Origin of the sequence: Microscilla marina ATCC 23134 (assembly GCF_000169175.1) — a bacterium.
Lineage (GTDB): Bacteria > Bacteroidota > Bacteroidia > Cytophagales > Microscillaceae > Microscilla > Microscilla marina.
The window spans coordinates 56,759-72,761 of the sequence record NZ_AAWS01000016.1 but is presented as its reverse complement, the minus strand read 5'-3'; the positions used below and the strand labels follow the sequence as shown (position 1 = coordinate 72,761).

Here is a 16,003-nt window from a genome sequence, read left to right as displayed (position 1 = left end):
CAAACAACGATCACCCATGCGCGGGTGGTGGTAGTAGTGGTTCAACATCTAATGCTCATAAACGTGGAGGTCGCAACTTGCTTGACTTGGCATTTCCCAACACTCCATTCAAGCCTTGAGTACTTGCCTAATCGGAATATTTCCTTAAAAAGAAAAAAAAAGAGAAAGAGAAAAATAGCCAGGCTGTCCGTTTTCTTTTTTTTCTTTTTCTTTTGTTGTAGTCTTTTGGGTATTCTTATGTATTGTCTAAAGGGAACGACTCTTTTATGTATTCTTGTGAACGCTTTTTATCTGCTGGTAAAGTAGAGTTTGGGGCAGTGCTAAAGGGTAGCAGATTCTGTAAGGGTAAGTGCCTAATCAGTCGGTAAATACGTTTTCTTCCTGAGCGGTGATTTGCATTAAGCTAGGTACAATCTTCGTTGTAATCGGTAATTAAAAAACACTTTTAGGGGTAGTATGATCATTTATTTTATGCTTTCTATCAATAGCTATGCAAGGTTGTTTAAGTATAAAAAATGAAAGAATTATATCGTCCTCCAGGAATATTTGAACGACTTTACCTCGAATTGAAAAACAACTATGCTCAACGAGCTTTTATTTGCAAAAAAATGTAGGAGTACTGATAAATAGGTAATTTTTGAAAGAGTGATAGTTACCCTGTTAGATTCAGAGTATGAATCAACAATGAAAACTCCAGGCAAAGTTTGAAAAAAAGCGAGTAATCACGATATTGAAAACTGGTACATACTTTAATTAGCTTCATAGAAATGAAAACAGTTTCTTCACAATCTTACTTGCATACCCCGCCTGCTTCAGTCATAGCCCCGCCTGTAAAAACTGCTATTGATGAGCTACCCATTGAACAACTTTCCTGGGAAGATTTTGAAAAATTGTGCTTGAGAATAGTACAAATTGAGTACTCACTGGATGACTGTGAAATTTTTGGCACTAAAGGGCAAAGGCAGGAAGGCATAGATATTTATGCCCTAAAAGACAATTCCAGATATGCCACTTATCAGAGTAAGCGATACCAACAAATCAAAGATAGTGATTTGGACAAGATTGTTGATAAATTCAAAAAAGGCAAATTGTATAGCAAAAGTGATGAATTTGTACTCTGTACCACTGCGTCAATGAATACTACCCAACTACAGGATAAGTTCAATGCTCTGAAAAGTGACTTAAACAAAAGTAACATACAATTTATAAAGTGGGACAAGGTACAATTATGCCGAATTCTCAAAGACCACCCTCAAATTGTGTATGATTTTTTTGGTGAGGCATGGGTCACACAGTTTAATGGCGCGATTCATTTAGAACACATAATTACCACAGGCAAGAAACTGGATGCAGCTCAGGTAGCAAAATTTAGAAAAGAACTATACAAATTATACAAAACTGTTTTCCAGCAACATGACCCAGGTCTTCCTGCTCAGCAAATCAAAAAACTAGATGCCTTATTAGAAGAAAGGTTTATTATACCTGATGTAAACATTGAAAAAACCAGAACCAGTTTTGTGGTTGGTTCTAATAAAACAGAAAGAAATTATAGTTTAATACAACAATCAGGGCGCATTGAAAGATATGAAGTAGATAATGAATCGTCTCTTCACCAGAAAGATGTAGGTGGCTTGACTTATCAAAACATCACAACTCGTACCAGCATAGATGCTGTACTGCCAAATTACCAAAAAAGCATCATTTTGGGCGATCCTGGTTCTGGTAAAAGTACCTTGCTTCGTTTCTTGGTCTTAGATATTTTGTCTAATACTCCCCAATTACTTGAAATAGCCCAACAATGGGGAAGAATGCTGCCCGTTTGGTTACCCTTTGCTTATATTACCAAGCATATCACCAGTAGCGAAAACTTAAGCTTACCCACCCTTGTGAAAATGTGGCTTAAAAGCTTAGGTAAAGAAAGTTTATTTAATATCGTAAACCGAGCACTGGAAGATAATCGCCTTTTATTGGTAATTGATGGAGTAGATGAATGGAGTAACACTTCAGCAGCTAGTCAATCCATTGCCAAAATTGAAATCCAAGCCAGCCTAACCAATGCCCATGTCTTATACTCCAGCCGTCCATATGGGTACAAGTTACTTAAAGATTCTTTTCGCTCAGTAAAAGAAATATTGCTGGCTCCTTTTTCAGAACAACAACAGTACGCCTTTAGCCTGTATTGGTATACCAAGTGGACAGAATCGCTAGGCGAAAAAGATGTAAGCCTAGCCAATAAAAACGCGGAGCAATTTATTAAGGAACTCAAGAAATCTAGTGACTTCAAGGCATTAGCTGAAAACCCTTTGTTGCTCAGCATACTGATTACTCAGAAATTTAAAGATGCTGTGTTACCCAGAAACAAATACAAAGCCTTGGCTAACATTACCGAATATTTGATTAGTACACACCCTGTCAAGAGAAAAGAACCAGCAGACATTATTATACACAACAAGTGGGACTTTGAATTGAATGATATTTTTCTGGAGCTGGCCATTCACATCCAAAAAAACAGTTTCGAAGGAGTCATTCTAAAGGAAGATGCTCAACGGGTAATTAGGGAGTTTTTGGTAGGCTATATGAACTATGAAGTTCCTAAAGCCAAAAAAATCAGCAAAGAATTGATTGATATTGGAGCCAATGAAATTGGAATTATCATTGAAAAGTCTACCGAGGAAATTGCATTTATGCACCGCCAGTTCCAAGAATTTTTGGCAGCTAAAAGTTTGCGTGAATCTGAAACGGAAGAAGCCATGCAGGTTTTAAAAGAATTTGCCCATAAACCTGCTTGGCACCAAGTACTTAATAGCTTTTTTGGACTGATTCCCTACAAAAAAGGTTGCGAGTTTAATAGATTTTGGGATTGTGTAAAAGCTCCTGAAAATACCAACGTTGCAACCTCTCTCTATGCTAAGTTTGTTCGCTACGAGCTTGCCCTCAATCTAAATAATGCCCCGGCGAAATTAGCAATGGATAACTTTACGCAAATCAAGCAAGAGTTTGAATATGAAACGAATGAAAGCATAAAAGGAATTTTATGGAATATTATACTGGAAACTGTTCATCACCATAAAATTAAAGATGAGGTGTTGACATATTTGTTCAATTACTTTCCTAATTATTACCGTTATGATGATTACAGAATTAGTGATTTAAGAGGCTTTAGTTTGGAAGAGTTAACCATTAGGCAAAAAGATTTTTTGCTAAAATCATTAATCAATGGCAATGAATACCAGAAACTTGCTGCATCATATACTATTCAAAAGTTTATCAAAGATGAGTGGTTATATGCTCAAATTACGAACTTGTTGGATACTTGTTTTAATCCTGAAATTCTCGCTTACGCCTTACATACAATTATTACAGATGGAGTAGAAGAAAATATACAAAAATTATATGTACAAAAGTTTGCAAGTAGCAGACACCCCATTGTTTACCTATTTTGGATGAAATTAAAAGTATTCCTGAAAATACAATCACCAGAAGAATTACTAAATCTTGTAGACAAATATAGTGGGAGTGATACTCTTGATAACATATTTTTATTTGTATTGATGGACGGTTGGGGCAACGATAAAGAATTATTAGAAATCTGTTTAACATCTGTTGATGCTAGTGTTGATTACACAGACAAAGTATTAGGCAAAGAAGCTGCCTGGAAAATTCTTTTTCATTGTTACAATAACTCACCAAAAGTAGTAGATCGAATAGTCACAGAACTTCAAAAAGAAGATGTTAGAAAGACTTTTTATGGTCATGAAACAAATTGGGCTCCACAATTAATGCATTACTTTCAAGGAAATGTCAAGTTAATACCTAGCATTGATGCTTATCTGGATGAAAAGAAGGATTACTATGTATTCCCTAAAATCTACCTATGTTTAATATCAAAAAATGTTAAAGCAAAAAAGTTTTTGATGAAGAATATTGAAGAGCACGGTCATAGCGACTGGTATGTGAATGCTCTTTTGATGGGGTGGAAGGATGATGAGGAAGTTATGCATTTTTTGAAGAATTATTTTTTAACCCTTAATAGTAGTAATGCTGACGCGGCTGGTTTTATAAGTCAAGTGTACAGTGATGCACCAAAAGAAGGCATAAATATTTTAGAAACCATTATTTTTGATCGCAATATATCTAAAAGAGCAAAAGCAGTTAAACCTTTCATTGAATTGGATAAAGAATATTTTCAAGAATATATACTCGATAGGTTTGTACTGGAAGAATTAACCCTTCTGCCAAAGGATTTGTTTGCGATACAAGATTATAATGATGTAATACACATTCTTACTAAGAATTTTACAAAAAATAAAAATGTCAAGGAGTTTATCTTTTCAAAGCTAACTAATGAGGCCTATAGGCAAAGTCTACTTATCGAATTCTTTGATCATCAACTACCTGATTCAGATAAACGATTCTCTGATTCTTTACCACTAAAAGCAAATCTAAGACTGCAACTAATTGAGAAAATATCAGAAAGTACTCCCGTAGAAAAAAAGGTACTGGAACAATTAAGTCTTTATGCAAAAGAGGGAGATTATAATTTAAGAACTACTATTGCTATTAATTATTTCAAGGCATTGAAATACCTTGATGAAGGCAAAGTTTTGACAATTTGTAAGGATAGCATTTTTCATAGAGGCAGCTTGAATAGTGAAGGACAAAGACGGATAGCTTTTTGTGGTTATTTGATCTCCCAGAAATTAGACATTTACTTCCAATTACAAGAAAAAGGCACAAATTTTAAAACAACTCCTAAATTATTTGGGGGTCTTGATATTGATAATCAATCACTGATCATCACTTCACTATTGATTGAGAATTTTGATTATGTCATGAATGTTATAAATAATGATATAACAAAGCTATTAGACGACAACCCATTAGATAATGACGTTGAGGATTTTTGGAAGCAGTTGGCAATAAACTCAGGCAAATTATCTCCTTCTTATCCTTACATCATAGATTACATCAATGATAATCAAGAAACTATCACTGATATAGAAATAATCGATTTTCTCAACAGAACTGCACCTAAAAGCAAAGTTTTACGAAAAATAGCATTGAGATTGATAGATTCACATCATCGGGACAAAAGGGTTTATGCAGCCAACGTGTTGGGCAAAAACTTCATCAATGATCCAATTGTTAAAGAGAAAATGCATCAAGTAGATTTGGGATATAAGCTAAATAAAGGAAAATTGGTAGCACTCTGTATAGGCTGGCCTGAGGCTGATATTCTGAAGGAGACTTATGAAAAAATTAAACCCAAACAAAGGCATAATGATGATGATGTAGAATTTCATATTAAGTTTCTATTTAGCCAGGCAGATAGAGTGGTAGGTTTTTTTGATAGAGTTTTAGAAAACTACAGTGAGGCTAAATATCATTATAAATATTTTGCAGAACCAATGAAAAGGAGAATACAAGAAGATACTCAACTCCAACAGGTTATCAAAAAAAAATTACTTAAGACAACTTCCGCTTCAGCAAAAGTATCCTACCTGGCGTTGCTTAATTATGCTAATTATCATGATGAAGAAATTAATAACTGGAAAGAAGAACAAATGAAAAGCCAAGAAAACCAAGCAGCTTATGGATACAATATTGTGACTAATGAGTTAATACCTTTTTCAGATTTGTTGTATGATATTTCATTCTAATGTGTTGTTTGGCAGGTAACTTTTTTTCTTATGAACAAAGATAATATCAAGCAAAGGTTTCTACAACAGATGAGTTCTGGTGATAGAGCCATAATTGAGGAAGCGTTGAATTTGGTTAAAAAGGCTCCTTTTCTAAAAAAATATTTAAATGGCTACTCGATTTTATATCAATGGAATTTCGAGAAAAAAATAAATGTTTTGAATTCTCAGCACATTAAAGAGTTATACACAACTGATACGCTTGGTTTAAGTAGCAAAGGGGTAGAATATTTGCCACCTGAGGTTGGGCAGTTGCAACAAATGAAGTACATTGGTTTAGATGGTAATAACCTTACAACATTACCAACAGAATTTAAGCTACTGCAAAATGTAATTAACCTACATTTGGATCATAATCCTTTTTCAACGTTTCCAGATGAAATCTTCTCTCTAGCGAGTTTACAGGACTTAGCTCTAGGCGACACAGGACTTAGTTCCTTGCCTTCTGGTATTGGGAGGTTAAGAAGGCTACAAAAGCTGGATTTGAGAAACAATCAGCTGGCTTATTTGCCAACAAAAATCACTCACTTAAAAAATCTTAGACACCTAAATTTATCAGGCAATCAGTTCACTACCTTGCCAAAGGAGGTAAATAGCTTGAAAGAGCTGGTATATTTGAATATCTCTGACAATCCAATCACAACTTTATCATTAAATCCATCATCTTTACAGAATTTACGAAGCTTGTCTTTGGGTAATAATAACTTAACTGAGCTACCTCCTGAAATTTTTGAATTGAAGAACCTGGAAGTTTTATGGTTAAGCAAAAATCAAATAAAAAACCTGCCCCCTGAAATCAAAAAACTTAAACATTTAGAAGAACTTTACTTGTACAGTAATCAGTTATCGGCATTACCTCCCGAAATAGGTGAGCTGAAAGAATTATTTATGTTAGGGCTAGATAAGAATCAATTAAGCGATTTACCTCCCGAAATAGGCCAGCTAAAAAATCTACAGGGTTTATATGTCCCCAAAAATAAATTAGCCCTGTTACCTAACGAAATAGTGAATTTGAAAGATTTAAGAGAGTTAAGATTATCTGACAATCAACTGACTTATTTGCCAGAAGAGAAATGGAAAACAAAGCATTTAAAAGTATTATACTTAGACTCTAATCAACTCAAAACATTGCCCATTGGGATTTGTTCATTAAAAAACCTGGAAACTCTAAATTTAAGCTTCAATGAGCTTGAGGAACTCCCCTCTGAGGTTAGCAACCTTAAAAGCTTGAGGTGGTTAGATTTAGAAGGTAATCTATCCATAGCTGAAAAGAAGATTGGAGGGTTGAGTAGATGTATCATTTCCTACTAAAAGTTCAGCAATAATGAACATCAAAAATCCTCGCAACATTAACCAAAAGTTTATCAAACAGGAGTTTTGAAAAAATGACCTTTTTTTTCATGTGTCATAAACACAAACTAATCGATTTTTTCGCAATACTAAATGTAATGCACTGAAAGTGCCTGGTTTTGCACTCAATAACTACTGAGGTGAATAAAAGGTTGTCAATTACCCCACTCTTTCTCCTCGTTTCCCTACGATTACCCATCACTATTGTTTATACTTGCATTACACAATTACAAATAAAAAAGCCCCGCCAAAGTGCCTTTTAGTTTGGAGACCGAAAGCACTCAAACGGGGTAACTATATTAAATCATATTTATATGCAAAACTCAACAATTTCCACAAGAAACCCAAACCAGATGTTGGGTTTGTGGGTAGAGGATGTCACTTATCCGGCATTGGGTGTAGGGCAGGTACAAAGTTATGATGCCCACCGCCATTCGTGTATAGTAGAGCGTTGGCAAAATCCTGTCATCAATCACCTGAGTTTTAACGGGATACTCTACCCTTACCACCGTTTGCAACACGCCAGGTACCATTATGTGGGGCGGCATGGCAACACGCTTTATTATGTGCACCACGGTACCGTCTGGCGCATGGACTTTGAGCCCACTCCGGGTATTTGGTCAGTGGCAGATTTTGCCGGGGCGGGTACTTCTTTTTATGAGCGAAGGGCTTATACAGAAGCCATGCACCTGGAAGGCGGGGGCGACGAACTCACCCACGACGAAGCTGAAATGCTGATTAGTTACTGGCAATACAGCGGCGAACTGGAGGGCTTGATTCCTTACCTGATTCCTTGTGAACACCATGAACGCAGCAGTCTAGGGCAGTACCTGAGTGAGCTCAGGCAAACGTATGCCATGGTGGTGGCATAGGATGCTGTTACCCCTCCCCAACGAATCATTGTTGGGGAGTTTTTTTAACCACAACTCCTTACTTATCTAAAACTTCCATGAAAACAAGCGAACAAACAACTTCAAAGAACTTCACCACAGTAAAAGAACTGAACCCCGCCCGCCTCCCGGCGTTTGAAGGCTTCTTTTACCCTGCCAGCATCTGGCTGGACAAACACCTCAACCCAGTGGCAAAAAACCTGCTTGTGGAAATTTCTTTATTGGAACAATTGCCCCTTGGTTGCATTGCCTCCAACGAGCACTTTACTACCACGCTCAACATTGGCAAGCGGTCAGTAGAGCGCTACATTGCCGAGTTGATCAAAGATGAATACTTGCTACTGCAAAGTTTTGATGGACACCACCGAAAACTGAGAGTAAACTTTGACCGACTGGAACCTCGCCAAATTGGCGACCCACGCCAGGCTGGCGAGGTGCACCGCCAAAATGGCGAGGTTCAACGACAATCTGGCGACCTTACCTCGCCAAAATGGCGACATAATGAGTCATTGAATGAAATCAATACTAATCTATCAACTATAGAAGATCAAGGAGATAGAGATTCAGATGTAAAGCTTTTAAAAGAAAAAACGGAATCATCCAAGGAAGAAAAGCCATCAAAAACAAGTGCTCAGTCGGTCAAAAAAAACAAGCCTAAAACGGCGGCACCTAAAGAAATAAAGTTGCCCTTCGCTTCGGATACTTTAAGCAGGCATGGAGCGATTGGCTGAGGTACCGCACGGAGATCAGAAAGCCCTACAAATCGGTGCTCAGTGTGCAACGCATTTTGGACAAGTTGGCGGGGTTTGAAGAAGCTTTTGCCCTGGAACTTATCGGGAAGTCGATTGCCAATGGCTGGCAGGGTTTGGTCTTTGCCAAAACGGGCGAACAGTATCAGGAGTGGCTGGCTGCCAAACGTAAAAAAACGCAGGGCACAGGCACCCGCGCCCAACCTCAGCCCGATTTGATGAATGTTACCCGCCAGACCACCAGTATCTGCCACCAGTTGTCAGCACTTGAAGCGCAACAGGCCAACTTCAAAGATTACCCGGCACATACCCTGGCGATGCTTCATGGGCAACTGCAAAGCTTGTGGCGCAAAGCCCGGCAACTACAAATGTTTGGCAGCGAGATTTATAGAATCACTGCGCTGGGCAACGAAGTAAAACAACTGATCAATCAACACAAATCAAACTAAAAACTAATGAAAGACTTAATGAACGAGATCACGCTTTACTTACAAAGCGACCAGGTATTTCCGGTAGACTTTGAGGCATTTTGGCAATGGTGTGGGTATTCTACCAAACAAAAAGCCGAACAAATGTTGCAGAAAAACTTCACTCAGGGGATAGATTTCAACTTTAACCGCGAAGTTAAAGTTCAAAAGGAAGGTAAAAGGCAAGTAACCCGCAAGATCAAAACCTATCAATTGACGATTGACTGCGCCAAGTCTTTTGCCATGCTTGCCCAAACCGAAAAGGGGCGCGAAGTTAGGTTGTATTTTTTGGAATGCGAAAAACGATTGAAGGCGCTTACCAAAGGCAAGAACAAACTTCAAATCCTCAAAGAAAGCGTGGAAACCCTGATTGACCACGAGGAACGGATCAGCGATTTGGAACAAGAAAGGGAAGAAGCCAAGGTCTACCTTGCGGCCATCAATAAAGCTCCTTCGCAAACCCTTTTTGTAGATACCCGCCGTGCCTTTGACCACCTCATCAAGTCTTATGCGATCGCCAAAGGAATACCACCCCAGGAGGTGTACGCTACTTTTTATCGTCAATTCTCTATAAGGTATCAGGTGCAACTGTACCACCTTGCCCAAAAAGCCGATAAAACACCCATCGCCTGGATAGAAAGCCGGGGCTATATCACCCAGGCGTATGACTTGGCGAGGGAGTTATTTGTGGAGTAAAGAAGGGGCTTTTGCCCCTTTTTTAGCGAATGAAATTTACCTACAACCTTGCCATCTACCAACCTGCCCCAAAAAACTACACTCCCATAAAACCCCTCTTTTTACTCTGTCCATTCCTTGCTTAATAGCTGCCCAAACCAAACAAGCAAAAAAACTGATGGCTTTAAGATACACAGGCGATTGCCACGTGGCAGGCAGTCGCGCCGAAATACTGGACTTGAAAAATGGGACCAACACCACAGGCAGCAATCCTGATGTGCGCACACTCGCACCGGGGCTGCTTACCACGGTGACCGATGCCACGGGTGGGGCAGTGCAACTCGCTGCGGTGAGCACTTCACAGTTTGCCGCGCTTGCTGCCCAGGAAGATGGGGATGCCCCCTGGAAACCGATTACATACAACATTGACACCGATACGGCCACGGCACTGAGCTAAACGAAACTGCATGGAAGAATACAAATATTTTGACATTCGGAACGCCGCAGGAGAGGTTGCCCATATTTTGCTCTACGACAAAATCGGCATTGATGACGAAGGCAAGGGTATCTCCGGGCAACGGTTTGCAAAAGAACTGTACTCGCTTGCCCGAAGGTACCGCCGCCTCAATGTACGCATCAACTCGCCCGGTGGTAAAATCACCGATGGCTTGTCTATTTGTGCCGCCATTCTCAACATCAACCAAACCACCCCTGGGGTGCGCATTGATACTTATGTAGACGGGCTTGCCCTCAGCATTGCGGGGCTGATTGCAGTGTGTGGCAAAAAAGTAGGCATGTGCAATTTTGCCAAATTGATGCTCCACAACCCTTTTATTGGGGGCAAAAACAGCACTGACCCCAACGAGGCAGGGCAACACGAAACCTTGATGCAGGTCAAAGAAATGTTGCTGACCCTGCTTGCTACCCGCACCGGACAAAAGGTGGATACGCTATCAGCCATGATGAATCAAACGACCTGGCTGAGTGCAGCTGAGGCAAAACGACAAGGCTTTGTGGATGAAGTATTTGAACATCCCAGAAAGAAAAGCATGGCTACATCGGTGGCTGCCGCCGAAAACGATGTGGCAAGCCTCTTTGATATTTTCAATCAATACCCCATAAAATTTTTACCTGAACCTACAAATACAAATCACCCTATGAGTTTAACATCTGAACAGGCAGAGCAACTTCGTAATGAGGTGCTGGGCTATAAAGGCGACCTGACCGCTGTCCTCAATGCCTGTGGGCTACCCACCGATGCCGGACGCGACGGTATTCTTGGCCATGTCGAAGGGCTTCGCAACGAGATCAAACGCCTTAAATCGCTTGACCTCAAAATTGAAAGCTACAAAACCAATGTCGAAAACCTGGAAAACGAAAAGAAAAGGTTACACGACGAGGTAGCCGAAATGAAAAAACACGAAGCCATTGCCTTGGTAGAGAATGCCATCAAAGAAGGTAAAATTGCTCCGGTAAAAAAGGAAAAATGGCTTAACCACGCCTATGACAACTATGACATGGTGCGCGATACGCTTGCCGATATGCCTACCCACCCCAACCTGGTGAACAAAATCAAGGCTATGGGTACCAGCAACGAAGCCGGGGCAAATGCTGGTTTTGAGGAGTTAAGCTTTAGCGAACTGTCCAACAAGTTTCCGGAAAACTGATGCTGATCAAAAACGAAAACCCGGTGCTTTACAAAGAGCTGTTCCGCAAGGAATACGGTACTGAGCCAGTGCTCTAAGTTATACTTAAACAAAAATGGTTTTGAGGATGGACTTTGACTAATTGTCTGAATACCAACATTAATCAACCGAAGCTACAGCTTTGCTGTGCTGAGCTCAGCTTCAGCTAATCCTATAAATCCTAAAATCACTTTAATCCTAGTATAGTTTTTTAGTCAGTAGTCGGGAGTCAGGAGCTTTATCAGACTTCCGATTATTTCAAAACACTTACACTAAATATTAAAAAAAATCATGGCAGGAGTTCATAAGGAAATCTGGACAGGGGAAGTAATTCGCAAGTTCAGAAAGGATACTTCATTTATGAATCGCATTCCAGATCGCAGCGATCTGGTCAATAACAAAGTGATTCACCTCACCGAATTGGGGGCTGACCCCAAGGTGCTCATCAATAACAGTACTTACCCCATTGCCACGGTAAACGATGTAGACTCGGATGTGGCTATTAGCCTGGACAAGTTTGACACCGAAAACACCTCGGTGTCGGACGATACCCTGTACGCCATTTCGATTGATAAAATGGGCGAAACCACCACCAAACACACCGAATCAATGCGCGAGGCAACGGGCGACAAAGCCATTCACGCTTTTGCCCCGGCAAGTAATACCGCGCGCACTCCGGTGATTGTTACCAGTGGCGAAGCCGTAAGCGAAGATGGGATTACCCGTAACCGTATGGTGCCTGGTGATGTGGCTCATCTCAAGCGACGCTGGGATGATAACAATGTACCCAAGCAAGGCAGGGAATTGATTCTTTCGCCTGCCCACATCCAGGATTTGATTACTACCCACGAAAGCTTTCGTGACCAATACGCAAATATTAGAGAAGGGCAACCCCTGCGTTTGTATGGCTTTATGATCGGCGAATACACCTCTTTGCCTTATTATGCCGCCACTGGCATCAAGAAAGCTTTTGGCAGCTTATACAACCCTGGCACCGACCGCATTGCCAGCGTGGGTTTTGTAAATTCTGAGATGTTTAAGGCACGCGACCGCGAAGTAAAAATGTACTGGCAGCGCTCTGAAAACAACCCTCGTTTGCGCCAACACGAAGTAGGCTTCCGCATGTACTATGTGGCGTTGCCCAAAGCTAACCGGGCAGTTGGAGCGATCGTGGGGTAAAAATCAATTGTTGTTGTCTACGGCTCATTGTTCCATTTTAAATGGTTTTATGGCTCTATGGTTTTATGGTTGGGCGAAGCCATTCTACTGCGCCTTGCGAACTATTTAACAATCTAACAATCCCAACAATTATTTTTTTAACAATCATAACAATTTAAACATGACACAAATCACTCAATACAACAAAGAAGAGCTTCGGGAAATATTACCCGAAGCCTTTCAGCGCTACCGTGACCAGCCTACCTTGCTGGTGCTCTCAGACACCAATATTTTTGCCGATGACCCTGGCGGACGAAGCCTGGCGGTCAAGCACTCGCATAAGTTCCACACCCGCATTTTTCGGTTTCAAAACCCCGAATATGCCGAAGGTCGCCAGGAACAAGCCTTTGGAGTGATAGAAGATGTAGAGGAAGAAGAAGCCACCCCTGGGGCAAAAAAAACTTCGGCGAAAGCCACTGCTAAAAAAGTAGCGGAAGATAATTTAGAAGATAAAGATGATATTTCGGCAAACCTCACAGAGCAGGTAAAAACAGAGGAAAAGGCAGCGGAGGCTAAAAAAGCGGCAACTACGGTACGCAAAAGTGGTACGGCTGGAGTGAAAGCGAAAAAGTAGAATTAGTCCAAAGTTGGGAGCCCTTATGAGGTGCCAGGGATTGGGTTTTTACACCTTGCTTTACAAGCAACTAACCAAGTGTATAAGACGTTGATTTTTAAGTATTTACAAGATCAGTGGATGAAAGACAGGAGTTTGGTCACTTTTGCAAATCTAATAATACTACATTACTAACTATGGTCTCCCGACTCCCGACTACTAACTACCAACTAAAAAAACTATGAACAACTTACCTGATGTTTCGATCAATTACCTGGATGGGCAACTCGGCGGGGCAGGCTTTAGTAACGACGGGGTAGCAGCCATGCTGCTTTCGGGCGTTGCCGTGCCCCTTTCCGGGGATGCAGGTTTTGATTTGGGGGCAGTCATTGGTCCCTTTTTCGGAATCAAAGATGTGCAGAAAAAAGGCATTACTGCCGAATATGACACCAGCAATTCGCTGAAAGTATACGCCCATTGTGTAGACTTTTACCGTCAGGCGGGTGAAGGAGCTGAACTGTATTTGATGCTTGCCCCCAAAACAGTAACGATGGCAGAAATGCTGGATACCGCTGGTAACTACGCCCCTGATTTGCTCAACCAACAACAAGGCAACATCAAACTATTGGGAGTGGGCAGGGTACCCGATGCGGCGTATAGCGCCAGCCCCAGCGAAGAGTTAGACCCTGATGTCCTGGCGGCTTTAGCAAATGCCCAACTACTTATCAACGCTCAACAGGTATTGCACCAACCTGTGCAGGTAATCCTGGAAGGGCGCGACTTTCAAGGCAATGCTTCGGCGGTGAGCAATTTACGCACTCAAACCGCCAACCGGGTATCGGTGTGTTTGGGCTGGCACGACGATACTTACGAAGGTAGTTGGTTGGGCTTGGTACTGGGCAAAGTAGCCGGGGTGCCTGTGCAACGCAATATAGGACGGGTAAAAGACGGCGACTTAGGCATTCAAAAGGCGTATATCGTCACGGCTACCACCCCCCACAAAACAGTAGAAGAGTATGGGCAGGGCAACCTGAACCTGCTGCACCAACGCGGCTACATTGTCCCCCGTGCTTTTGCCAACCGTGCCGGGTATTACCTCAACGGTGATCCGGTGGCCATTGCACTCACCACCGACTACAATAGCATTAGCCGAGGCAGGGTGGCAGATAAGGTGGCACGCATTGCCTACAACGTGTATGTGCAGGAACTCCTGGACGATTTTCAGTTGGAGCAAGGCAAATTGCCTGTGGCAAAGGTAAAGGCATTTGAACAAGACATTAAAAAAGCCCTGGACTTGCAAATGACCAACAACGGGGAAGTGTCTTCGGTCACGCCGCTGATTGACCCTGACCAGGATGTGATTGCCACTGCCGAGCTCAAGGTGAAAATTGACATTGAACCCGTGGGCATGGCGCAAAAAATCACCATTGACCTGGGGTTTGTGAATCCAAGTTAAAAAAGTATGGTTAGATGGTTGGGCAAAGCCATGCAATACAACACCACTACAATGAACAATTTAAAGATTTAAAAAATGGCGAATAACTCTTCACAACTTCCCTTTGAAATAGGCTGGGAAGATGTAACGATCACCCTGTTTGGACGAATTGTAGATGGCTTTCGCGGCTTTAAATACAAGGTATCAAAAAGCAAGGCAAACATCCACGGACGAGGCAAAGACCCGATTGCCCGTGCCAAGGGAAAGAAAGAATACGAGGGCAGTATCAAGCTGTTGTTTCGGGAAGTGATTGCCTTAGAAAAAGCCGCCATCCAGAACGGTGGAGCTGACCTGACCGACCTCGACCCTTTTGATATTACCTTGGTATACGCTGAGAACGGGCTGGTAGTCACTCATATTCTGAATAATGTAGAAGTAACTGAGTATGAACTTACCATGGAGCAAGGTGATGACTTTATGGAGATAGAGTTGCCTATTAGTATTGGGAAGATTAGCAGGCAGTAGCAGTGTTCAATTGTTGCGCTTCGCTTATTGTTAAATGGTTTTATGGTTGGGCGAAGCCACTCTGAGTCGCTTTGCGAACAATTGAACAATACCAGCAATTTTTAACAATCTTTTTTTAAAACATGACACAAATAAAAGAAAATACTGCTCCCGAATTTTTTACTCACGGAGAACAAAAGTACCGAAGCACTCCACCTTCCAAAGAAGAAGAAGCTCAGTGGAAGGCAACTTTTGGGGAGGTACTGGCTGCTGATGACGGCGAAGGACACAGACTTTGGTTGCGTCGTCCCGACTTACCCATTATGCGGGTGGCAATTGCCCAGTTTAAAAAAGGCAAAACCACCATTGATTTTGAAGATTTACTCTTTAAGAGCTGTTGGCTGGCGGGCAATGAAGCCTGGCTTGTGAACGAAGATTTGTATGAAGCTGCCCTGAATGAGTTTGAGCCCTGGGTAGAAATACCCGATGCCGAAACCCGTTTCCTGGCAGACGAAAACCTCTACGAACTTAAGGTCAAAGGCTTTGTGGGTAAGGTGGCAAAGCCTAGCCGCAGGCAACGCAAACAAGCCGAAAAACGCAACACCGCCAACAAACCTTTTGGCACTGAAATGCACTTGCTGGAAATGATTTGGCAGGAAGGCGACCTGAACGAGCTCCGCCAGGACGACTTTGCCTATATGGGCATACTTGCTGCAATTCAGGAACTTAAAACCCGGAAAATAGTTGAGCTGGTAAAAAAGTAGCCGAGTACCGCATC

13 protein-coding genes are annotated in these 16,003 nt (G+C 41.5%); all 13 read left to right on the top strand.

The annotated features are described in order from the left end of the window. Positions 1 to 767: 767 nt before the first annotated feature. Complete coding sequence (locus tag M23134_RS16365) at positions 768 to 5,660, top strand: NACHT domain-containing protein (protein ID WP_002698070.1); 4,893 nt, start codon at positions 768 to 770, stop codon at positions 5,658 to 5,660. Positions 5,661 to 5,690: 30 nt separating this feature from the next. Beyond that, the gene (locus tag M23134_RS16360) at positions 5,691 to 7,010 is read left to right on the top strand and encodes a leucine-rich repeat domain-containing protein (protein ID WP_002698068.1); all 1,320 of its coding nucleotides are present in this window, start codon (positions 5,691 to 5,693) and stop codon (positions 7,008 to 7,010) included. 353 nt (positions 7,011 to 7,363) lie between these two features. Then, positions 7,364 to 7,921 (top strand): hypothetical protein, encoded by a 558-nt coding sequence (locus tag M23134_RS16355; protein ID WP_002698066.1) that lies wholly within the window; start codon positions 7,364 to 7,366, stop codon positions 7,919 to 7,921. 77 nt (positions 7,922 to 7,998) lie between these two features. After that, on the top strand, positions 7,999 to 8,670 hold the full coding sequence (locus tag M23134_RS42115; RefSeq protein ID WP_002698064.1) for a hypothetical protein: 672 nt from the start codon (positions 7,999 to 8,001) through the stop codon (positions 8,668 to 8,670). 44 nt (positions 8,671 to 8,714) lie between these two features. After that, complete coding sequence (locus M23134_RS42110; RefSeq protein WP_232296810.1) at positions 8,715 to 9,137, top strand: hypothetical protein; 423 nt, start codon at positions 8,715 to 8,717, stop codon at positions 9,135 to 9,137. Positions 9,138 to 9,143: 6 nt separating this feature from the next. Continuing rightward, a complete protein-coding gene (locus tag M23134_RS39865; protein WP_002698059.1) occupies positions 9,144 to 9,851 on the top strand; it encodes an antA/AntB antirepressor family protein in 708 nt (235 codons plus the stop codon). 157 nt (positions 9,852 to 10,008) lie between these two features. Further along, positions 10,009 to 10,287, top strand: coding sequence for a hypothetical protein (locus M23134_RS39860; RefSeq protein ID WP_075164037.1), 279 nt, complete (start codon positions 10,009 to 10,011; stop codon positions 10,285 to 10,287). Positions 10,288 to 10,297: 10 nt separating this feature from the next. After that, the gene (locus M23134_RS16325; protein WP_002698055.1) at positions 10,298 to 11,497 is read left to right on the top strand and encodes an ATP-dependent Clp protease proteolytic subunit; all 1,200 of its coding nucleotides are present in this window, start codon (positions 10,298 to 10,300) and stop codon (positions 11,495 to 11,497) included. Positions 11,498 to 11,806: 309 nt separating this feature from the next. Next, on the top strand, positions 11,807 to 12,694 hold the full coding sequence (locus M23134_RS16320) for a hypothetical protein (protein WP_002698053.1): 888 nt from the start codon (positions 11,807 to 11,809) through the stop codon (positions 12,692 to 12,694). A 160-nt stretch (positions 12,695 to 12,854) separates the two neighbouring features. Beyond that, positions 12,855 to 13,307 carry a hypothetical protein gene (locus tag M23134_RS16315; RefSeq protein WP_002698051.1) on the top strand — a complete coding sequence of 151 codons (453 nt, stop codon included), beginning with the start codon at positions 12,855 to 12,857 and terminating at the stop codon, positions 13,305 to 13,307. Positions 13,308 to 13,527: 220 nt separating this feature from the next. Then, positions 13,528 to 14,742 (top strand): DUF2586 family protein, encoded by a 1,215-nt coding sequence (locus M23134_RS16310; RefSeq protein ID WP_002698047.1) that lies wholly within the window; start codon positions 13,528 to 13,530, stop codon positions 14,740 to 14,742. Between the two features lie 75 nt (positions 14,743 to 14,817). Continuing rightward, a complete protein-coding gene (locus tag M23134_RS16305; protein WP_002698045.1) occupies positions 14,818 to 15,246 on the top strand; it encodes a hypothetical protein in 429 nt (142 codons plus the stop codon). Positions 15,247 to 15,368: 122 nt separating this feature from the next. Next, positions 15,369 to 15,989 (top strand): hypothetical protein, encoded by a 621-nt coding sequence (locus M23134_RS16300; RefSeq protein WP_002698043.1) that lies wholly within the window; start codon positions 15,369 to 15,371, stop codon positions 15,987 to 15,989. The last annotated feature ends 14 nt before the right edge of the window (positions 15,990 to 16,003 follow it).

Bases quoted from the DNA above. Each gene is read 5' to 3' on its own strand.
- M23134_RS42115 (WP_002698064.1), top strand. From the start codon at position 7,999: ATGAAAACAAGCGAACAAACAACTTCAAAGAACTTCACCACAGTAAAA.
- M23134_RS39860 (WP_075164037.1), top strand. From the start codon at position 10,009: ATGGCTTTAAGATACACAGGCGATTGCCACGTGGCAGGCAGTCGCGCC.
- M23134_RS16320 (WP_002698053.1), top strand. From the start codon at position 11,807: ATGGCAGGAGTTCATAAGGAAATCTGGACAGGGGAAGTAATTCGCAAG.
- M23134_RS16325 (WP_002698055.1), top strand. From the start codon at position 10,298: ATGGAAGAATACAAATATTTTGACATTCGGAACGCCGCAGGAGAGGTT.
- M23134_RS16305 (WP_002698045.1), top strand. From the start codon at position 14,818: ATGGCGAATAACTCTTCACAACTTCCCTTTGAAATAGGCTGGGAAGAT.
- M23134_RS16355 (WP_002698066.1), top strand. From the start codon at position 7,364: ATGCAAAACTCAACAATTTCCACAAGAAACCCAAACCAGATGTTGGGT.
- M23134_RS16310 (WP_002698047.1), top strand. From the start codon at position 13,528: ATGAACAACTTACCTGATGTTTCGATCAATTACCTGGATGGGCAACTC.
- M23134_RS16315 (WP_002698051.1), top strand. From the start codon at position 12,855: ATGACACAAATCACTCAATACAACAAAGAAGAGCTTCGGGAAATATTA.
- M23134_RS39865 (WP_002698059.1), top strand. From the start codon at position 9,144: ATGAAAGACTTAATGAACGAGATCACGCTTTACTTACAAAGCGACCAG.
- M23134_RS16360 (WP_002698068.1), top strand. From the start codon at position 5,691: ATGAACAAAGATAATATCAAGCAAAGGTTTCTACAACAGATGAGTTCT.
- M23134_RS16300 (WP_002698043.1), top strand. From the start codon at position 15,369: ATGACACAAATAAAAGAAAATACTGCTCCCGAATTTTTTACTCACGGA.
- M23134_RS16365 (WP_002698070.1), top strand. From the start codon at position 768: ATGAAAACAGTTTCTTCACAATCTTACTTGCATACCCCGCCTGCTTCA.